The organism is Marinobacterium sp. xm-a-152, from assembly GCF_013282965.1.
In the GTDB taxonomy this organism is placed as follows: Bacteria; Pseudomonadota; Gammaproteobacteria; order Pseudomonadales; family Balneatricaceae; genus Marinobacterium_E.
On the sequence record NZ_WBYI01000013.1, the window covers coordinates 37,154 to 56,701 of the forward strand.

Genomic DNA, 19,548 nt, shown 5'->3' on the forward strand with positions numbered 1-19,548 from the left:
TATAACCAGCCACCATGCAAGAGTATTAATTATTTGCCTGAATCAACCTGCTACTTTGGTCTAACTAATCAGGTGATCTGGTAGGACCAGTTAACCCTTAAATTTCTCTTTGATGGTTCAAACATGGCCATTTAATAGGCTTTTCGATCTGAAATTAAGACTTAAGTCTATATCTATCGTTTGTTCTGGTATGACCAGTTGCAACCTCTTCTTGTACCACACTTGAAAACCGGTCACACTGCGAGGCTATAACAAATAGATCAGAGAGCGTGTTTAAGGAATGAAAGCTTTACTGAAATTCTCAGCGGGCATTGATGCAATCAATGGCTGGGTTGGCAACTACATTAAATGGTTAATTCTTGCAGCGGTATTGGTCAGTGCAGGTAACGCAACAACTCGTTATCTGTTCAGTATCGCGTCTAATGCAATGCTGGAGTTGCAGTGGTACCTGTACGCTGCTGTGTTTACGGCGGCAGCGGGCTATGTGCTTAAACTAAATGAGCACGTACGCATCGATGTGGTGAGTCAGCGCATCTCACCAAGAGCCCGCAACTGGATTGACGTTATTGGTCTGCTCTTCTGTGTGATGCCGGTCAGCCTCTACATCTGCCTACAATCCATTCCCAATCTTTTAGAGACCTATGCTAACCAAGAGGTGAGTCAAAATGCGGGTGGCCTGCTGCGTTGGCCAGTGCGTGCAATGATTCCTCTCGGTTTTGGTTTGTTATTCATCCAAGCATTCAGCGAATTGATTAAGCGCTGGGCTTTTCTAAAAGGCTATATCGAAGATCCGCTGAGTAAAGGTGGTCACGTAAACATGGACGACGAGCAGGAGACGGCGTAAATGGAATTTCTAGCGGATAACATCGCGCCGATTATGTTCGGCACTCTGATCATCTTCCTTCTATCGGGCTTCCCAGTTGCGTTTAGTTTGGCAGCTAACGGCATTCTGTTTGCGATCATTGGTCATGAGCTTGGTCTATTGGATTGGGTGCTGCTTCAGGCAATACCTGAACGTATCTACGGCATTATGCAGAACGACACTTTGCTGGCGATTCCGTTCTTCACCTTCATGGGGATTATCCTGCAACGCTCAGGCATGGCAGAGGACTTGCTTGAATCGGCAGGGCAGTTGTTTGGGCGAGTACCGGGTGGTCTTGGTTATGCTGTCATTCTTGTCGGTGCGCTCCTCGCGGCAACGACGGGTGTTGTGGCAGCATCGGTGATTTCAATGGGCCTTATCTCCTTGCCGGTTATGATGCGATACCGTTATCACTACCCGACAGCGGCGGGTCTTCTGACCAGTGCCGGCTCGCTGGCACAGATCATCCCACCTTCACTGGTGTTGATCGTACTGGCCGATGTGCTTTCACTGTCAGTTAAAGATGCTTACATGGGTGCTATGCTACCGGCGGCAATGGTTGTGAGCTTCTTACTTCTATACATGTTCGCATTGTCGATCTTCAAACCGGCGATGGTTCCACCACTGCCAGCAGAGGCGCGTACTCTTCAGGGCACCAAGCTGATGGTGTCGGTTCTGACCGCGATGCTGCCACCGATCATTTTGATCTTCTTGGTATTGGGAACCATCTTCGTTGGTTGGGCAACACCGACCGAGGGTGGGGCAATGGGTGCTGTGGGGGCTCTATTGCTCTCGATCATCCGTCGTCGTCTGACGCTGGAGGTTATCAAAGGGGCTCTGGACTCAACGGCCAAACTGTCGACCTTCGTCATGTTTATTTTGGTTGGTTCATCTATCTTTGCTCTATCCTTCCGAGCAGTAAACGGTGACCTATGGATTGAGCACCTGTTTAGCTTTATCCCTGGTGGTGAGCTTGGCTTTGTTCTATTTGTCAGCTTATTGGTATTCGTACTCGGCTTCTTTATCGACTTCTTCGAGATAGCATTCATCTTGATGCCACTAATTGGCCCGGTTGCGGCAAACATGGACATCAACATGGTGTGGTTCCTCGTCGTGGTTGGATTGAACATGTCGATGTCGTTCTTAACACCTCCCTTTGGCTTTGCACTCTTCTACCTGCGAAGTGTGGCTCCAAAGAGCGATTACAAGGATGAGATTACCGGTCGTTTGGTACATGGCATGAAGACCATGGAGATCTACCGAGGGGCTATTCCATTCATCCTGATTATGCTGACATCACTGGCGTTGATCATCATCTTCCCAGAGATAGTGACCTACAATCTTGATGCACCTTTGGATGTTGATCTGGATACGATAGAGATCACTATCGATGGTATGGGTGGTGGTGACGACCCATGGGGCGCTGACGCGTCGGACCCATGGGCTGAGTAATACTATCTACGTTGAAAAGGCTGCTTCGGCAGCCTTTTTTGTGCCTGTTTTTACGTTGATTGTCAGTTTTTTGTGAATAAGTCTGTTTATAACTTATGAAAAAGCTGTCATTTAGTTGTTAAGTTCTGGAAAAAGTCGGATATAGGTCAAAGGTTGTGAGGGCTTGTAACCTATTGATTTAAAAACCTTGCAGCTATTTATCTGAAAATTCTGTGGATAATTGCACCCATTGGGGATAAGATTCAACCATACTTCTAAAAACCCACTGGGACTCAACAAATGTTTCAAGATCTATGGCAACAATGCCTAGAAACGCTAAAAGATGAACTGCCGTCACAGCAGTACAACACTTGGGTTCGCCCATTGCGTTTGGATCTAGAGACCGAGTCGCACATTGTTCTACTGGCCCCAAACCGTTTCGTAAAGGATTGGGTCGCGGATAAGTTCGTTACCCGCTTTCAAGATGTCGTTGAACGCTTGAGTGGTGAATCTGCGCCACTTATCGAAATAAGCATAGCAGGGTCCGTTGCCTCACCCGTCACTCGTACTCGACCAGAAGTGGCTCGAGCAAAGCCAATGCGTGTTGAGGCTCAAGAGTCCCAAGCTGAATTCACGTCGACCTCTATTGTTGCCCCCTCTACTGATATTATTCAGCCTGAGCTTGAGGTTCAGCCAGAGGTGATGGAGCGAACGGTGCAGGTCGAGGGTGGTTTGCGCCATCAGACCAGTTTAAACCCCAGCTTTACGTTCGAATCCTTTGTTCAAGGTAAATCAAACCAGCTAGCCTCTGCTGCGGCTCAACAGGTGGCCGATAACCCGGGTGGTGGTTACAACCCACTCTTTATTTATGGTGGTGTCGGCTTAGGTAAAACTCACTTGATGCATGCTGTGGGTGCAGAAATGCTTAAGCGTAATCCCAACGCTAAGATTGTCTACCTGCACTCAGAGCGCTTCGTAGCCGATATGGTTAAAGCACTTCAGCTGAATGCGATTAATGACTTTAAGCGCTACTACCGCTCGGTCGATGCACTGTTGATCGATGACATTCAGTTCTTTGCCAACAAGGATCGCTCGCAAGAGGAGTTCTTCCACACCTTTAATGCGCTACTTGAAGGTGGCCAGCAGATGATCTTGACCAGTGATCGCTATCCTAAAGAGATCGGTGGCATGGAAGAGCGCTTGAAGTCTCGTTTTGGTTGGGGTCTAACCGTGGCTATTGAGCCGCCAGAACTTGAGACGCGCGTCGCTATTCTTATGAAAAAGGCGCACGAAGCGCGAATTAAGCTTCCAGATGATGCCGCCTTCTTCCTTGCACAGAAGATTCGTAGTAATGTCCGAGAGTTAGAAGGTGCTTTGAAGCGAGTTATAGCGAACGCTCACTTCACTGGTAGTCCGATCACCACGACCTTTGTCAAAGAGTCGCTGAAGGATCTACTGGCATTACAGGACAAACAGGTTAGTATTGATAACATTCAGCGAGTGGTGTCTGAGTACTATAAGATCCGTGTAGCCGATCTTCACTCAAAACGCCGCAGTCGCTCAGTCGCTCGTCCAAGACAAGTTGCTATGTCTTTGTCTAAGGAGCTTACTAACCACAGCCTACCAGAGATAGGCAACGCATTTGGCGGTCGAGATCACACCACGGTCTTGCACGCGACACGAAAAATTAAAGAGTTGCGTGACAGCAATGCTGAGATCGCAGAAGATTACAAAAACCTGCTTCGTCATTTGACGACCTAACTGACAGACTGAGATAGGAATACGCATGAGATTCGTCATCACTCGTGAGGCTTTGATTAAACCACTACAGCTTGTTGCCGGCGTGGTTGAACGCAGACAGACACTGCCTGTGCTCTCGAACATTCTGATGGTGGCTGAGGGTGATCAACTTTCACTAACCGGTACCGATCTCGAAGTCGAGTTGGTAGGGCGCGTGCAGCTTCAAGAGCCGGCACAACCAGGTTCAGTGACCGTTCCAGCACGCAAGCTGATGGATATCTGTAAATCGCTCTCTGATGACGCTCGTATCGAGATGGAGTTGAGCGGTCAGAAGATGATCATCAAGTCGGGTCGTTCTAAGTTCTCACTAACAACCTTGGCGGCGTCTGAATTCCCGAATGTTGAAGATAGCCCACAAGCCTTCGAGTTAAGCTTGCCACAGTCAGAACTGCGTCAGTTGATCGAAAAGACAGGCTTCTCTATGGCGCAACAGGATGTCCGTTATTACCTAAATGGCATGCTACTGGAAGTAAGTGAAGACTCACTTCGTTCGGTTGCGACCGATGGTCACCGTCTGGCTACTTCGGCTTCTGCAGCGGATGTGCCAGCGGGTGGTGCGCATCAGATCATCGTGCCTCGTAAAGGTATTCTTGAGCTAGCTCGATTACTCCAAGGTGGTGACTCACCGGTTACACTGGTTATTGGTGCATCACACATTCGTGCCAATGTCGGTGACTACACCTTCACGTCGAAGCTGGTTGATGGCAAGTTCCCTGACTACCAACGAGTGATCCCTAAAAACGGTGACAAGGTCGTTCTTGGTGATCGCCAAGAGCTGCGTCAGGTATTCCAGCGTATTGCGATTCTATCGAACGAGAAATATCGAGGTGTGCGTCTGACGCTCAGCGATGGCTACCTTAAAGTGACGGCAAATAACCCAGAGCAGGAAGAGGCAGAAGAGACTGTAGCTGTTGAGTACGAAGGTCCTTCGATCGATATCGGTTTCAACGTTAACTATCTGCTCGATGTACTCTCTATTCTTGGTTCCGATGTGGTTCGTTTCACCTTAGCTGATGCAAACAGCAGTGCGCTGATTCAAGGCTTCGATGATCCAAACTCAACCTACGTCATCATGCCAATGCGCATGTAATTAACGCTTCAATAGAGGCCGTCCCTAGGGCGGCCTTTTCTGTTTATGCGCATCAAGCGACTACAACTCTCTAATCTTCGATCCATTCAATCCCTGGCCTTTGATGCGTCAGCGGATATCAACATCATTCACGGTCAAAACGGCAGCGGCAAAACCAGTATTCTGGAAGGTCTTCACTTCTTGTCTGTGGCCCGCTCATTCAGAACGCACCAGAGCCGATATGTCATCTCTGAGGGCCAACAACAACTGACCTGTTTTGCGAAGATTGAGGGTGAATCTGATTCCGGTGGTCTAGGTGTTGAACGAACCCAGCAGGGCGATGTGCGTGCCCGTTTCAGAGGTGAAGAGATCGACTTAACGGCCCTTGCTGGCTTAGTCCCGATGCAGGTGATCGACTCTGAAAGTTTCACACTTTTAGACGGTTCACCGTCTGTTAGACGACAATTTATCGATTGGGGTGGATTTCACCATTCTACGGGGTTTATTTCCGTCTGGAGAGGCTTTCAAAGAGCGTTAAAACAAAGGAATTCACTGCTAAAACGTGGTAATATTGATCGGTCGTTACGCGAGGTTTGGGATAGAGAATTTATCCTTCACGCAGAACGACTTACAGAGCTTCGAAGCGCTTATGTTGATGCCCTTTTACCGCACTTTACAGGCATTGCTGAGCAGTTGGTTCGAGAGGTCGTTACGGATCTACGTTTTAGCCCGGGTTGGGACAGAGATCAGGATCTACAGACTCTGTTAAATGAGAGTTTTGAACGTGATATGCGTCAGGGATTTACCTCCCTTGGGCCACAGCGTGCTGACCTTAAATTCAAGGTTGGAAGTCGCAGTGCCGCTGAGCACTTATCACGAGGCCAGAAGAAATTGGTCGTTAGTGCACTTAAACTTGCGCAGGGTCAGCTCTACGAGGCTACCCGAGGTCACTCCTGTATCTACTTGATCGATGACCTCCCTGCTGAGTTAGATAAAGAGCACCTGGCAACGTTTTGCTCGTTCTTGAAACAGAGCAACAGCCAAAGTTTTGTAACCTGTGTTGAGCCAAGCTCAATGCTAGAGGTATGGGGCGCAACTACTGACGGTGCCCTATTGAACGTCGATTCAGGTCAGTTAACTGCAAAGCAGACATTTGGAGAGATCTATGAGTGAATCAAACCAAGATTACGATTCGTCCAGTATTAAGGTTCTTAAAGGCCTTGATGCCGTGCGCAAGCGCCCAGGGATGTATATCGGTGATACCGACGACGGTAGTGGTTTGCATCACATGGTGTTCGAGCTGGTCGACAACGGCATTGATGAGGCACTCGCAGGTTTCTGTAGTGAGGTGGGCGTAACCATCCATGCTGACGAGAGTATTACCGTCAGCGATAATGGTCGCGGCATTCCGACGGATATCCACGAAGAGGAGGGTGTCTCTGCGGCCGAGGTTATCATGACGGTCCTCCACGCCGGTGGTAAGTTCGATGACAACACCTATAAAGTCTCAGGTGGTCTTCACGGTGTTGGTGTGTCGGTGGTAAACGCCCTGTCGACTGAGCTGCGTTTGACCATTCGTCGTGCTGGTCAGGTTCACGAGCAGGTTTACAACCACGGTGTACCGGCAGAGCCTCTAAAAGTGATCGGTGAGACGGATACCAGTGGTACGATCGTGCGCTTCTGGCCTAGCCCTGAAACCTTCACCAACATCGAGTTCCAGTACGACATTCTTGCTAAACGCCTTCGTGAACTCTCATTCCTTAACTCAGGCGTTCGTATTCGTCTTAAAGATGAGCGCTCTGGCCGTGAAGAAGTCTTTGAATACGAAGGTGGTCTAGCTGCCTTTGTTGATTTCCTTAACCAGAACAAATCGCCTATTAACAGTATCTTCCACTTCAATGCGATGCATGAAAATGGTGTTGGCGTTGAGGTCTCTCTACAGTGGAATGACTCATTCCAAGAGTCGATTCACTGTTTTGCCAACAACATCCCACAGCGTGATGGTGGTACCCACTTATCGGGCTTCCGCGCCTCCTTGACGCGTGGTTTGAACAGCTACATAGATTCTGAGTCGTTAAACAAAAAAGGCAATGTCAGCACCAGTGGTGATGACAGTCGTGAAGGTCTAACGGCGATCATCTCTGTTAAAGTGCCAGATCCTAAATTCTCTTCACAGACCAAAGATAAGCTGGTTTCGTCTGAAGTTAAGACAGCAGTCGAGCAGTTGATGGCAGAGCACTTCAATAACTACTTGCTAGAGAACCCATCTGAAGCGAAAGCGGTTGTGCAGAAGATGATGGATGCGGCGCGTGCCCGTGAAGCCGCGCGTAAAGCGCGTGAGATGACGCGTCGTAAAGGTGTGTTGGATATCGCTGGTCTACCGGGTAAATTGGCAGACTGCCAAGAGAAAGATCCGGCACTCTCTGAACTCTACTTGGTGGAGGGTGACTCGGCGGGTGGTTCTGCTAAGCAGGGCCGTGATCGTCGAACTCAAGCCATCCTTCCGCTTAAAGGTAAGATTCTTAACGTTGAGAAAGCACGTTTTGACAAGATGCTGACTTCAGCTGAAGTCGGTACTCTGATTACTGCACTAGGGTGTGGTATCGGCCGAGATGAGTTCAACGTTGAAAAACTTCGTTACCACAGCATCATTATCATGACCGATGCGGACGTCGATGGATCTCACATTCGTACCCTTCTATTGACCTTCTTCTTCCGTCAAATGCCAGAGTTGATTGAGCGTGGCTACATCTACATTGCTCAGCCGCCTCTGTACAAAGTGAAGAAGGGCAAGCAAGAGCAGTACCTAAAAGATGATGAAGCGATGGATATGTACCTGCTTCAAGGTGCTTTGGAAGGTACTTCACTCTATCCTGCTGAAGATGCGCCTGCTATCACTGGTGCAGCGCTTGAGACGCTATTTGGTCGCTACCGTAAGGTGATGGCAATGATCAACCGTCTCTCGCGAATCTACCCAAGCCAGGCTTTGATGCAGTCACTCTATGTTCCGCGTTTGGCGGCCGATTCGCTGGGTGATAAAGCGACGGTAGAGGGTTGGGCTAAAGAGCTACAAGCTAAGCTAGATTCTATTGTTACGTCGGGTTCAGAAGTCTACACAGTGGATGTTGAGTACGACCAAGAGCACAGCTCTTATGTGCCGGTGGTTAATGTATTGCTTCACGGTATTACGAATGCGTTCCGTTTTGAGGCTGACTTCTTCCGCTCTAAAGATTACGACTTGATCGTTGATCTTGGGGCAGAGCTTTCTGGTCTGTTAGCGGATGGTGCTTACCTTCAGCGTGGCGAACGTCGTATGGATGTGACAGAGTTGGGCGAAGGCATTGAATGGTTGATGGGTCTTGCGCGTCGCGGCAGTAACATTCAACGCTACAAAGGATTGGGCGAGATGAACCCTGATCAGCTTTGGGAAACAACCATGGATCCTGATGCGCGCCGCATGCTTAAAGTGACGATCGAAGATGCTATCTCTGCTGATCAGTTGTTTACCACGTTGATGGGTGATGAGGTTGAGCCTCGTCGTGACTTTATCGAGTCCAACGCACTGAATGTCTCTAACCTAGATGTTTAATGTTTAGTGTTTTAGAGAAAGGGCGCCTATAGGCGCCTTTTTAATTTGTTTCACGTGAAACAAACTCCTTGTTTCTATTTCTAAGTTTCAATCTTATTTGATAAAAAGTTTCACGTGAAACATTTGAATCAATCGTCGCTAAATTCACTGTGCATCGCTTGAGTGAATCCGTCCATTGAAAATCTAATAGTAAAATCAGAACTAGACTTCGGTTGATAGTCGATGAACGTATGGCTTTCAAACATGTTTAAAAGTAGCTGGTTGTCATTTGGGATGGTCGGTGTGACAAATTGAAGATCGGCCCGCTTATCGTCACAACTGGCAGTAAAAGAGATAGGTATCTGATTGACGAGTGAGTGATAAATAGAAGGGCTGCTAAGGCAATCACTGACGCTGAGAATGAAGCCGGTTGTTAGAGCTCCATCCGTGTCATCACCAAAATACACCGCATATTTATCAAATTCATTAATGCTTCGGTGGAGATGTGTCGCAGAGAGAGGCTTGTTAAGCATATTAAATGGAATCATTTCGAACCCAATATAACTGTTCAAACCAAGTGCATATTTGATCTCTTCACCATTCGGGTGCTGGTTAAAAATGATAATTCGATCATCCTCATTGGTTATGGGTTTATCTAGGAAAAGTGTGTAAAACACTAAAAGGCCAATAATGAAATAGGCGATGGCGGTGAGTTTGGGATTAACTTTTTGCATCTTGCATCCTTGCAGTCAGTGGTTTGATTCAACACTATGCAAAGTAGTAGAAAAGCAGATATTTACAAATAAAAAACCCGAGCAGTGCTCGGGTTTTTTGATGGCCAATTAAGTTTAGCCAGCCAATTCGGAGATATCGGCGATTCCACCAAATAGCTCTTTAAGTTGTTGCAGCATCGCAAGACGGTTTTGCTTAACGTCAGCGTCATCTGCCATGACACGAACCTCTTCGAAGAAGCGGTCGATTGGCTGACGAAGATCAGCTAGAGCTTGAAGAGCGCCCTGGTAATCGCCTTCACCTGTCATTGATGCAACTGAACTGCTTAAACCCTTGAGTGCTTGAGCAAGCTCTTTTTCAGCCTCATCAGATAGCAGTGCATCGTTGATAGCGGTAGACGGTGTAGAATCTAGTTTCGCAAGGATATTACCAACGCGCTTGTTGCCAGCAATCAGTGCTGAGGCCGCTTCAAGTTGTGTAAAGGCCGCAACAGCATGAGCACGACGCACAAAGTCTAATGGTTTGCTTGGGCGAAGACCGTGGATCGACAGGTAGATCTCAGCGCTAATGCCCTCTTCTTCAAACCAGAAACGGAAGCGTTCCAGCATGAATTCAAAGACATTATCAGCAGCACTGTCCAAAGCAGGGAGTGCTTGGTAGTTTGATGCTGCAGTCTGAAGAAGCTCTTTAAGATCAAGATCTAACTCATGTTCAACGATAATACGAAGCACGCCCAATGCTGCACGACGCAGTGCAAATGGATCTTTAGAACCTGTAGGCGGCTGGTTGATCGCAAACAGACCGACTAGTGTGTCCAAGCGATCTGCCAAGGCTACAGCAATGCCCGTTTTAGAGGCAGGTAGATCGTCACCGGCAAACTTTGGCATGTACTGCTCGTAGATCGCCTGTGCAACTTCTTGCTCTTCACCATCGTGCAGTGCGAAGTGGTAACCCATAAGGCCCTGAAGCTCTGTGAACTCATAAACGGTATCTGTTAGCAGGTCACACTTAGCAAGTTGTGAAGCACGAGCGGCAAACGCTTCATTACCGCCAATCAGTTTGGCAATGGCAGTGGCCGTTGCTTCAATGCGAGCAGCTTTGTCGGCGACTGTGCCAAGCTCGTTTTGGAATACGACACTCTTTAGCTTCTCTAGGCGATCAATAAGAGGCGCCTTCTTGTCCGTTTCAAAGAAGAACGCAGCATCAGCTAGGCGAGGGCGAATCACCTTCTCGTTGCCTGCAATCACCTGCTGAGGATCTTTAGACTCAATGTTTGAGATCGTAATGAAGTACGGCATCAGCTTGTTGTTGCTATCGACAAGGTGGAAGTACTTCTGGTTCTCTTTCATTGAAAGGATTAGGACTTGCTCAGGTACCTCAAGGAAGCGCTCTTCAAAACGTCCAGCCAATGCAACAGGCCATTCGTTCAGTGCACAGACTTCGTCCAGAAGATCTTCGTCAATCTCAGCAGTTCCGCCAATACGAGCAGCTTCAGCTAGCACTTGTTCACGAATCATTTCACGACGCTCAGCGAAGCTAGCCACAACTTTACCGGTGTTACGAAGCGTGGCAGCGTATTCACCTGCAGTCATCAGCTCAATATCATGTGGGTAGTGGAAGCGGTGGCCACGTGATTTACGGCCAGAAGTGACCTCAAGTAGAGTACAAGGCAGAACCTCATCACCCAGCAGCGCAACGATCCATTTAACAGGGCGAACAAACTCAGTACGGCTAGCCGCCCAACGCATACGCTTAGGAATCGGCAGGCCGCTCAAAGCGGTCTCAAGCATTCCTGGTAGAAGTTCTGAGGCAGGTTTGCCAACCTCAGTACCGCGGTAGACGTAGTAGTCACCCTTGTCGGTATTCTCAATGACAAGGTCTTCAAGAGAGACACCGCAGCTGCCAGCAAAACCTTTAGCGGCCTGTTCAGGTGCTTTTGCAGAGGGGCCGCGTTTTTCAATGTTACGATCAGGCTGTTGGCTGTCTAGCTCTTTAACCAATACGGCCAAGCGACGTGGAGCAGCAAATAGCTCTAAAGATGAAAAGTTAAGCTGAGCATCGTTCAGTTGAGCCGTGAGGCTTTTACCCAGTGCGTCTGACAGAGAGAGAAGTGCACCCGGTGGTAGCTCTTCAGTACCCAGTTCAAATAGAAAATCTTGATTACTCATTACTCGGCTCCCTCCAGTGATGCTAGGACCTCTTGGCGAATAGACTCTTCTGCCATTGGGAAACCAAGCTCTTTACGCTTGTTGTAGTAAGCTTCGGCAACACCGCGAGCTAAGGTACGAACACGAAGAATGTAACGTTGACGCTCAGTCGCAGAGATCGCGTGACGCGCATCCAGTAAGTTGAAGGTATGCGATGCCTTCATGACCTGTTCATAAGCCGGTAGCGGTAAGCCGACATCCAGCAGTTTTTGACACTCTTTTTCGTAGTGCTCAAAGTTGCTGAATAGGTGTGGCACATCGGCGTATTCAAAGTTGTAAGTCGACTGCTCGACTTCATTTTGGTGGAATACATCGCCGTAGGTTACAACAGTACCGTCCGGTGCCTTAGACCAAATCAGATCGTACACACTGTCTACCTCTTGAACGTACATTGCTAGACGCTCTAGACCGTAGGTGATTTCGCCAGTGACCGGGTAACACTCAAGACCGCCAACCTGTTGGAAGTAAGTGAACTGAGTGACTTCCATGCCATTCAGCCAGACTTCCCAACCAAGACCCCAAGCACCCAATGTAGGTGATTCCCAGTTGTCTTCTACAAAGCGTACATCGTGTGTCAAAAGATCAAAGCCAAGACGCTCAAGCGAACCAAGGTAGAGCTCTTGGAAATTGTCTGGGTGAGGCTTCATCACAACCTGAAATTGGTAGTAGTGTTGAAGACGGTTTGGGTTCTCACCGTAACGGCCATCGGTTGGGCGTCGGCTTGGTTGAACGTAAGCTGAGTTCCAGCTCTCTGGGCCGATAGCACGCAGAGTGGTAGAAGGGTGGAAAGTACCAGCACCCACTTCCATATCCAGTGGCTGAACAATTACACAGCCTTGCTCGGCCCAATACTGTTGTAGGGCAAAGATAAGACCTTGGAAGGTGCTTACATCAGGTTTGACAGTGTCGGTCACGACAGAAGTCCTCGGCTAGGATTTTTTGCAAAAAATTAGCCGAGAATTATACAGCATTCCTTAAGAATTTAAGAGGGGCGTAACCCTATCCATTTAATAGGGTTATCGGCGCCAGAAAGCCGGTGTTAGTAGGACTAATAAGGTAAATACCTCAAGACGTCCAAGCAACATCGCAAAGACCAGAATCCATTTGGCGGTATTCGGTATGTCACCATAGTGTGCCGCAACATCACCAAGGCCTGGGCCAAGGTTGTTGAGCGTAGCGCCCACTGCCGACCATGCCGTTACTTGATCCAGTCCAGTGGCTAGCAGAGCTACCAGCATCACCACAAAGACGATCAAGTAGACCGAGAAAAACCCCCAAACCGCTTCAAGCACTTTATTTGAAATTGGGCGTCTTCCCAACTTCACTGGCATGATTGCGTTCGGGTGAATCAGGCGCACAATTTCACGGTAACCCTGTTTTAGAATCAGCAGTAGACGTATCTGTTTCATGCCACCACCGGTCGATCCTGCACAGCCCCCGGCAAAGGCTGCCAAGAAGAGTAAGAAGGGCAGCATGGCGGGCCAGTGTGCAAAGTCCGCGACGGCAAAGCCGGTCGTCGTTGCAATGGAGACAACCATAAAGACCGCTTTGCGCAGCGCCTCAATCGATTCATAGGTACCAGTAAAGTCGAGCACAAACAGCGTAAACAGCGACAGGCTGATCAGAGAGAAGAGGTAGAACTTGAACTCTGGATCTGAGAAGTAGTGGGCGACACTGTGCTGTCTCCAAGCGGCAAAGTGAAGGCCGAAGTTGATCCCCGAAAGCACCATAAAGAGTACACAAATCATCTCGATCAGTGCGCTGTCATAGAATCCAATACTGGCATCGTGTGTTGAGAACCCGCCAATGGCAACAGTAGAGAAACTGTGGCCAATCGCATCGAACAGCTCCATTCCTGCCGCCCAGTAGCCCAGTGCGCAGGCAATCGTCAGCGTCAGGTAGATGTTCCAAAGCGCTTTGGCAGTTTCGGTGATTCTAGGTGTCAGCTTTGAATCTTTTACCGGGCCAGGTGTTTCAGCGCGGTAGAGCTGCATCCCACCGATGCCCAGCATTGGCAGTATCGCGACGGCTAGTACGATGATACCCATACCACCCAACCACTGCAGCTGCTGTCGATAGTAGAGCAGGGACTTGGGAAGCGTATCCAGTCCAGTAATCACTGTTGCCCCTGTTGTTGTCAGACCAGAAACGGCCTCAAACAGAGCGTCGGTAAAGGTAAAGTTTGTTTCGGCCGAAAAGTAGATAGGTAACGAACCGAAGAAGCCCAGTACCGTCCAGAATAGAACGGTAATTAAGAATCCGTCGCGTGTTCTAAGGTCTTGGCGGACTCGCATGAAGGGGAGCCAGATTAAGAAACCGGTACACAGAGTGACGAAGAAAGCCCCAACAAATGCTTGAATATTGCCATCGTCGTAGATCATCGAGACGAGGGCTGGCGGAAGCTGAGTGATGCTGAATATCATCAACAGCAGGCCAAGTATTCTGAGAATCACTTTGAAGTGCATGGGAGCCTCAGAAGAAGGTTAGGCCGACGGTAAAGAGCTTCTCTACCTCGCCAATTTGACGGTTATCGATAAGGAACAGAATGACGTGGTCGCCATCTTCAACCACGACGTCATCGTGGGCAATCAATACCTGGTTGTCTCTCACAATGGCACCGATGGTCGCACCCGCGGGTAGCGCAATATCCTCAATGGCGCGCCCAACTACTTTAGAGCTTGACGGGTCACCGTGGGCGATCGCTTCAATCGCTTCTGCTGCACCACGTCGCAGTGAGTGTACCGCTGCTACATCGCCGCGACGTACGTGGGCTAGTAGGGCACCAATGGTGGTCTGTTGTGGTGATATGGCAATGTCGATAACGCCACCCTGTACAAGGTCAACATAGGCCGGGTTGTTGATCAGCGTCATCACCTTTCTGGCGCCTAGACGTTTAGCCAGCATAGATGCCATGATGTTGGCTTCGTCGTCGTTGGTTAGGGCACAGAAGACATCGACATCATCAATGTTCTCTTCGAGAAGCAGTTCCGAATCAGAAGCGCTGCCGTGCAGAACAATGGTGCGGTTCAGATCGCGTGCCAAATGGTTGCATCGATCTAGGCTTCGCTCAATCAGTTTGACCTGGAAGTCATCCTCAATCGATTCGGCTAGTCGGAATCCGATGTTGCCACCCCCGGCAATCATGATGCGTTTGTAAGGGTTATCTAATCGGCGCAGTTCGCCCATAACCGAACGTATATCGCCGGCAGCTGCAATAAAGAAGACCTCATCGTCCGCCTCAATGACCGTGTCACCGGTTGGAATAATAGGACGATCCTGTCTGAAAATGGCTGCCACACGAGTATCGACATTGGGCATGTGTGCTCTGAGCAGGGCAATCTCTCGTCCCACCAGTGGGCCACCGTAATAGGCCTTAACAGCAACCAATTGCGCAGCGCCATCGGCAAAATCGAGAACCTGAAGGGCGCCTGGGTGATGGATCATCCGAGCAATGTGTTGTGTCACCAAGTGCTCAGGGCTGATCAATACATCAATTGGGATGCCGGCAACGTTGTTCTCTTTCTGTGAATTGAAGAGCTTACCTTCAGAGTAGTTGTAAGCTTGATCCCGAACACGGGCAATCAACTTTGGCACGCGAAAGTGCGACCAAGCGACCTGACAGGCAACCATATTGATCTCGTCTGAGTTAGTTACTGCGATCAACATGTCGGCATCTTCTACGCCAGCGCTATGCAAAATAGTTGGCAGCGAAGCTTGGCCTTCAACCGTACGAATATCGAGGCGGTCGGCAAGTTCTCTGAGTCTTGGGCCATCGACATCAATGACAGTAATATCGTTGGATTCACTGGCGAGGTGCTCTGCTAGAGAGCCACCCACCTGTCCTGCACCCAGAATAACAACGTTCATGTAGCGCTTAAGCCTCTTCTATTCGCTTAATGCGGGCGTAGTAGAAGCCATCATGGCCTCCATTTTGTGGAAACAGCTGTCGACCAGCAGGTCTCTCTATGCCCCATTCTGCGACTATTTTGCACTCTTTCGCATCTGAGTGCTCTTTCAAAAATCGTTCGACAACACGCTCGTTCTCTTGTGTGAACACTGAGCAGGTTGCATACAGCAATGTACCACCAGGCTTGAGCATATCCCATAGGTTATTAAGGATCTCAAGTTGAGTGGTTGCTAGACCCAGCAGATCTTCATTACGACGCAGTACTTTGATGTCTGGATTACGACGAATGACACCGGTAGCACTACAGGGTGCATCCACCAGAATGCGATCGTAGGCGTCACCGTTCCACCAGTCCCGTTGTGCGGCATCACCGACAATGACACTCGCACTCTGCTCTAGTCGTTCTAAATTCTCTTCGATGCGCGCTACTCGTCGAGGCTCTAACTCCAGGGCATCGATCTCAATATCATCTTCCAATTCAAGAAGGTGGCAGAGTTTTCCACCGGGTGCGGCACAGGCATCGAGTATGCGTTCGCCCGCTTTTACACCAAGCAGTTCTGCAGCGAGTTGTGCCGCTTCATCCTGAACCGAGACCTGCCCCTCTGCAAACTGTGGCAGCTTATCCACAGAGCAGGGCGTCGTTAGGTAGATGGCATCGCTTGAAAACAATCCAGCGGTTGCTTCGATTTCTGCACTGTTCAGTATCTCAAGGTAGGTACCACGATCGCTTTTCGAACGATTGACCCGCAGGCACATTGGTGGGCTCTGATCGTTTTCGGTCATTATGCTTTGCCAGTGATCGGGCCAGTTGTGCTTGAGTTTTGCGATCATCCACTCTGGGTGATTCCAGCGGCCAGTCTCGGTCTGCTGGATATCAGCTTCTAAACTATCCTTTTCACGCTGGTAACGACGCAGTACGGCGTTCAACAGTTTGGCGGCCCAAGGCTTACCCATCTGCTTAGCGCCTTCAACGGTTTCGTTGATGACAGCATGTTCAGCCGTCGAGAGATGTCTCAATTGGTAGAGCGCGCTCAACAGTAGGGCAAAGACGTCAGTGTCCTCTTCTCTAAAAGGCTTGCGCAGACACTCACGGCTGAGCGCTTCAAGCTGTGGATAGAAACGAAGCGTGCCGTAGCAGATCTCTTGAAACAGAGCGCGGTCACGAGGTTCAACTCGAGAGAGCATGCCTGGCAGTCGGCTAGAGAGTGAACCGTTGTGTTGTAACAGCTGCGATAGAAAAACAGCCACTTGCACCCTTAGGTTAGCGGTATTACTCAAAGTGCATACCCTCTACAAACGGGTGGTTGTTTGAATTGAGTAGTGCCGACGCTTCAGTGGCGCGACCGCCTGGCATCTGAATGGTTTTGATTAGCAAAGAGCCTTCGCCACACCCGATCAGGACACCCTGTTTATCGGCTTTGATCAGAGCGCCAGCATCACCGGCTTCTGATTGTGCTTCCGCTCTCCAGATGCGTACGCTTTTATCATCAAGGATTGTGTAAGCCACTGGCCAAGGAGAGAGGCCGCGAACCTGACGGGCGATCGCGTCTGCCGACTCAGTCCAGTCGATTTTACCTTCAGCTTTCTCAAGCTTATTGGCGTAGTTAGCTAACGCATCGTCTTGAATTTCTGGAGTTAACTCGCCTGCTAACAGTGCAGGTAGTTGCTCAACCAGCATATTGGAGCCGAGTACTGCTAATCGATCATGCAGTTCTCCGCTACTCTCCTGTTTATCGATTGGCGTAAACACCTTAGCCAGCATAGGCCCAGTATCCAGCCCAGCCTCCATCTGCATCAGCGTCACACCGGTCTCTTTGTCACCTGCCAGCAGTGCACGGTGGATCGGAGCAGCACCACGCCAACGCGGTAGAATAGAGGCGTGTACGTTAACGCAACCCAGTTTTGGTGTATCCAATACAACCTGCGGCAGTATCAAACCGTAGGCAACAACAATCATTAAATCAGCGTCGATCGCAGCCAGTTCCGCTTGAGCCGCTTCATCACGCAGTGAGAGTGGTTGAAACACGGGAATATTTGCTTGCAGTGCAATCTGCTTAACGGGGCTCGCTTGTAACTTCCTACCGCGGCCCGCTGGGCGATCGGGTTGGGTATAAACGGCTACCACATCAAAGCCGGAGTCGATCAGAGCCTGTAGATGAGACGCGGCAAAATCTGGGGTTCCGGCAAAAATAATTTTAGACAATTCGATATCCTAAAATGAAACAGGCTTGCCAAGGTGAGCGGCAAGCCTGTCTGATCTTTAAGCCTGAGCGGCCTCTAATTTATGTTTCTTCTCGAGTTTTCCGCGGATTCGATCACGTTTTAATCGAGAGATATGGTCAACAAATAGCTTACCATTCAGATGATCCAGCTCGTGCTGAATACAGACCGCTAGCAAACCGTCAGCAATTAACTCATAAGGTTCGCCATCACGACCAATCGCATTCAGCTTAACGCGCTCTGGGCGAACGACGTTTTCGTAGAAGCCAGGGACAGAGAGGCAACCCTCTTGCATCTGTTCAGTCTCGTCGGTTAACACTTCAAAAGAGGGGTTAATTAGAACCAGTGGCTCATTGCCCTCTTCGGATATATCGATTACGACGATCTGTTTATGAATATTGACCTGTGTTGCGGCCAGACCAATGCCCGGAGCGTCGTACATGGTTTCAAACATGTCATCGATGATCTTGCGTACCTCATCATCGACCGTCTCAACCGGTTCAGCAATGGTGCGAAGGCGCGGGTCTGGGAACTCTAAAATTTTAAGCAGTGCCATACCGTTTAGTGATCTCTCTCAATCGGATAACTAGTAACATTGTTAATATTGTCTATTATACCTATTAGGACTCTGTTTGCATGTGGTACACGTTAAGCAGTGCAATCGAATAGATAAGCGTCAAACGCTGAAGGATAGTATGTTTAAACGGATAAAACAGATCGCTGCCGTTGCATTAGGTATAACCTCTATGCTGGCGCAAGCTGACACCATCAAGTTGGCGCAAGATGCCCCCTCGGAATACACCGTTGTTAAAGGGGATACCCTGTGGGATATCTCCGCGCGTTTTCTCAAAAGCCCTTGGCTCTGGCCTAAGGTTTGGGAAGTAAACTCGCAGATCTACAACCCTCATCTGATCTATCCTGGAGATGTCATCTACCTCTACTGGGAAGATGGTGAGCCACGCCTAGGTCGTAAACCAGGTACTCTGGTATTAACGCCTGAGGTTAAAGTCGTGCCACGCGAAGAGGCTATCGCTTCGATCCCTCTGCGTGATGTACAAGCCTTTCTCAATGATAGCCGAGTGGTTGATAATCAAATGTTAGCGGATGCGCCCTACGTGCTGGGTGGTAAAAACCAACGCATCCTCGCTGCCAATGATGATCGAGTCTATGTTCGAGGTGAGTTATTAGATGACAGTCGTCAGCAATCTCTCTACCGTCCTTTGATCGAGTATGTAGATCCCAACACCGGTGAGTCTTTAGGTTATGAGCTACACCGCGTCGCTGATGCGCTGGTACGTGGTTCTGAAGGCGACACAATCAGTGTTGATATTCGCAACAGTACTGAAGAGGTGCGTTTAAAAGATATTCTGATTCCAACCGGCGAAGCGCCGTTGGTGACTCGGTTTATGCCGCGCCCGGGTCCAGAGCTCGAAAATGTTGAAGTCATCGCCGTATTAAATGGCGTTGCCAACATTGGTCAGTTTAACAGTGTCACAATCAATGCTGGCGAGCGCGAAGGAATCGAACCAGGCAGTGTCTACGCGATCTACAATCGTGGCGAAGAGATTCGTGACCCTAAAACAGGTGAAAAACTTCAACTACCAGCCGAGCGTGCCGGTGAGTTGATGGTCTACAAAACCTTCGACAAGGTCAGTTATGCACTGGTGATGCGTGCAACCGAAGTGATTCAGGTTGGCGACCCGCTTCGTCAGCCTTAACGTCACAATATTAGACAATCGCTGCACATGGATG

At 49.2% G+C, this 19,548-nt stretch carries 15 protein-coding genes; 7 read left to right on the top strand and 8 right to left on the bottom strand.

Annotated elements, in window-relative coordinates:
• Window positions 1-280 precede the first annotated feature (280 nt).
• From XMA152_RS11845 to gyrB, 6 genes are all read left to right on the top strand, one after another.
• Window positions 281-844: a TRAP transporter small permease subunit gene (locus XMA152_RS11845; RefSeq protein WP_173482169.1), complete on the top strand. Its 564-nt coding sequence runs from the start codon at window positions 281-283 to the stop codon at window positions 842-844.
• Complete coding sequence (locus XMA152_RS11850) at window positions 845-2,314, top strand: TRAP transporter large permease subunit (RefSeq protein ID WP_173482170.1); 1,470 nt, start codon at window positions 845-847, stop codon at window positions 2,312-2,314.
• 279 nt (window positions 2,315-2,593) lie between these two features.
• Window positions 2,594-4,054: a chromosomal replication initiator protein DnaA gene (dnaA, locus tag XMA152_RS11855; RefSeq protein ID WP_173482171.1), complete on the top strand. Its 1,461-nt coding sequence runs from the start codon at window positions 2,594-2,596 to the stop codon at window positions 4,052-4,054.
• 25 nt (window positions 4,055-4,079) lie between these two features.
• Window positions 4,080-5,183 carry a DNA polymerase III subunit beta gene (gene dnaN, locus XMA152_RS11860; protein ID WP_173482172.1) on the top strand — a complete coding sequence of 368 codons (1,104 nt, stop codon included), beginning with the start codon at window positions 4,080-4,082 and terminating at the stop codon, window positions 5,181-5,183.
• A gap of 45 nt (window positions 5,184-5,228) precedes the next feature.
• Window positions 5,229-6,335 carry a DNA replication/repair protein RecF gene (gene recF, locus XMA152_RS11865; protein WP_173483711.1) on the top strand — a complete coding sequence of 369 codons (1,107 nt, stop codon included), beginning with the start codon at window positions 5,229-5,231 and terminating at the stop codon, window positions 6,333-6,335.
• Window positions 6,328-8,751 (top strand): DNA topoisomerase (ATP-hydrolyzing) subunit B, encoded by a 2,424-nt coding sequence (gene gyrB / locus XMA152_RS11870; protein ID WP_173482174.1) that lies wholly within the window; start codon window positions 6,328-6,330, stop codon window positions 8,749-8,751. Before recF ends, gyrB begins: the two co-directional genes overlap by 8 nt.
• A 128-nt stretch (window positions 8,752-8,879) precedes the next feature.
• On the opposite strand, the gene XMA152_RS11875 is transcribed toward gyrB, so the two are convergent.
• The 8 genes from XMA152_RS11875 to def form a co-directional block, all read right to left on the bottom strand.
• Complete coding sequence (locus XMA152_RS11875; protein WP_173482175.1) at window positions 8,880-9,464, bottom strand: hypothetical protein; 585 nt, start codon at window positions 9,462-9,464, stop codon at window positions 8,880-8,882.
• 114 nt (window positions 9,465-9,578) lie between these two features.
• Entirely contained in the window at window positions 9,579-11,630 is a 2,052-nt protein-coding gene (gene glyS, locus XMA152_RS11880; protein ID WP_173483712.1) for a glycine--tRNA ligase subunit beta, read from the bottom strand.
• Entirely contained in the window at window positions 11,630-12,583 is a 954-nt protein-coding gene (gene glyQ, locus XMA152_RS11885) for a glycine--tRNA ligase subunit alpha (protein WP_173482177.1), read from the bottom strand. Before glyQ ends, glyS begins: the two co-directional genes overlap by 1 nt.
• 102 nt (window positions 12,584-12,685) lie before the next feature.
• Window positions 12,686-14,134 carry a TrkH family potassium uptake protein gene (locus XMA152_RS11890; protein WP_173483713.1) on the bottom strand — a complete coding sequence of 483 codons (1,449 nt, stop codon included), beginning with the start codon at window positions 14,132-14,134 and terminating at the stop codon, window positions 12,686-12,688.
• Window positions 14,135-14,141: 7 nt separating this feature from the next.
• Entirely contained in the window at window positions 14,142-15,536 is a 1,395-nt protein-coding gene (gene trkA / locus XMA152_RS11895) for a Trk system potassium transporter TrkA (RefSeq protein ID WP_173483714.1), read from the bottom strand.
• 7 nt (window positions 15,537-15,543) lie between these two features.
• Window positions 15,544-16,854 (bottom strand): 16S rRNA (cytosine(967)-C(5))-methyltransferase RsmB, encoded by a 1,311-nt coding sequence (gene rsmB / locus XMA152_RS11900; RefSeq protein ID WP_173483715.1) that lies wholly within the window; start codon window positions 16,852-16,854, stop codon window positions 15,544-15,546.
• Window positions 16,847-17,779: a methionyl-tRNA formyltransferase gene (gene fmt, locus XMA152_RS11905; RefSeq protein ID WP_217364040.1), complete on the bottom strand. Its 933-nt coding sequence runs from the start codon at window positions 17,777-17,779 to the stop codon at window positions 16,847-16,849. Before fmt ends, rsmB begins: the two co-directional genes overlap by 8 nt.
• 57 nt (window positions 17,780-17,836) lie before the next feature.
• Window positions 17,837-18,352 carry a peptide deformylase gene (gene def / locus XMA152_RS11910; RefSeq protein ID WP_173482181.1) on the bottom strand — a complete coding sequence of 172 codons (516 nt, stop codon included), beginning with the start codon at window positions 18,350-18,352 and terminating at the stop codon, window positions 17,837-17,839.
• Between the two features lie 139 nt (window positions 18,353-18,491).
• Here def and XMA152_RS11915 point away from each other — a divergent pair, with 139 nt between their 5' ends.
• Window positions 18,492-19,514: a LysM peptidoglycan-binding domain-containing protein gene (locus XMA152_RS11915; protein ID WP_254448315.1), complete on the top strand. Its 1,023-nt coding sequence runs from the start codon at window positions 18,492-18,494 to the stop codon at window positions 19,512-19,514.
• The last annotated feature ends 34 nt before the right edge of the window (window positions 19,515-19,548 follow it).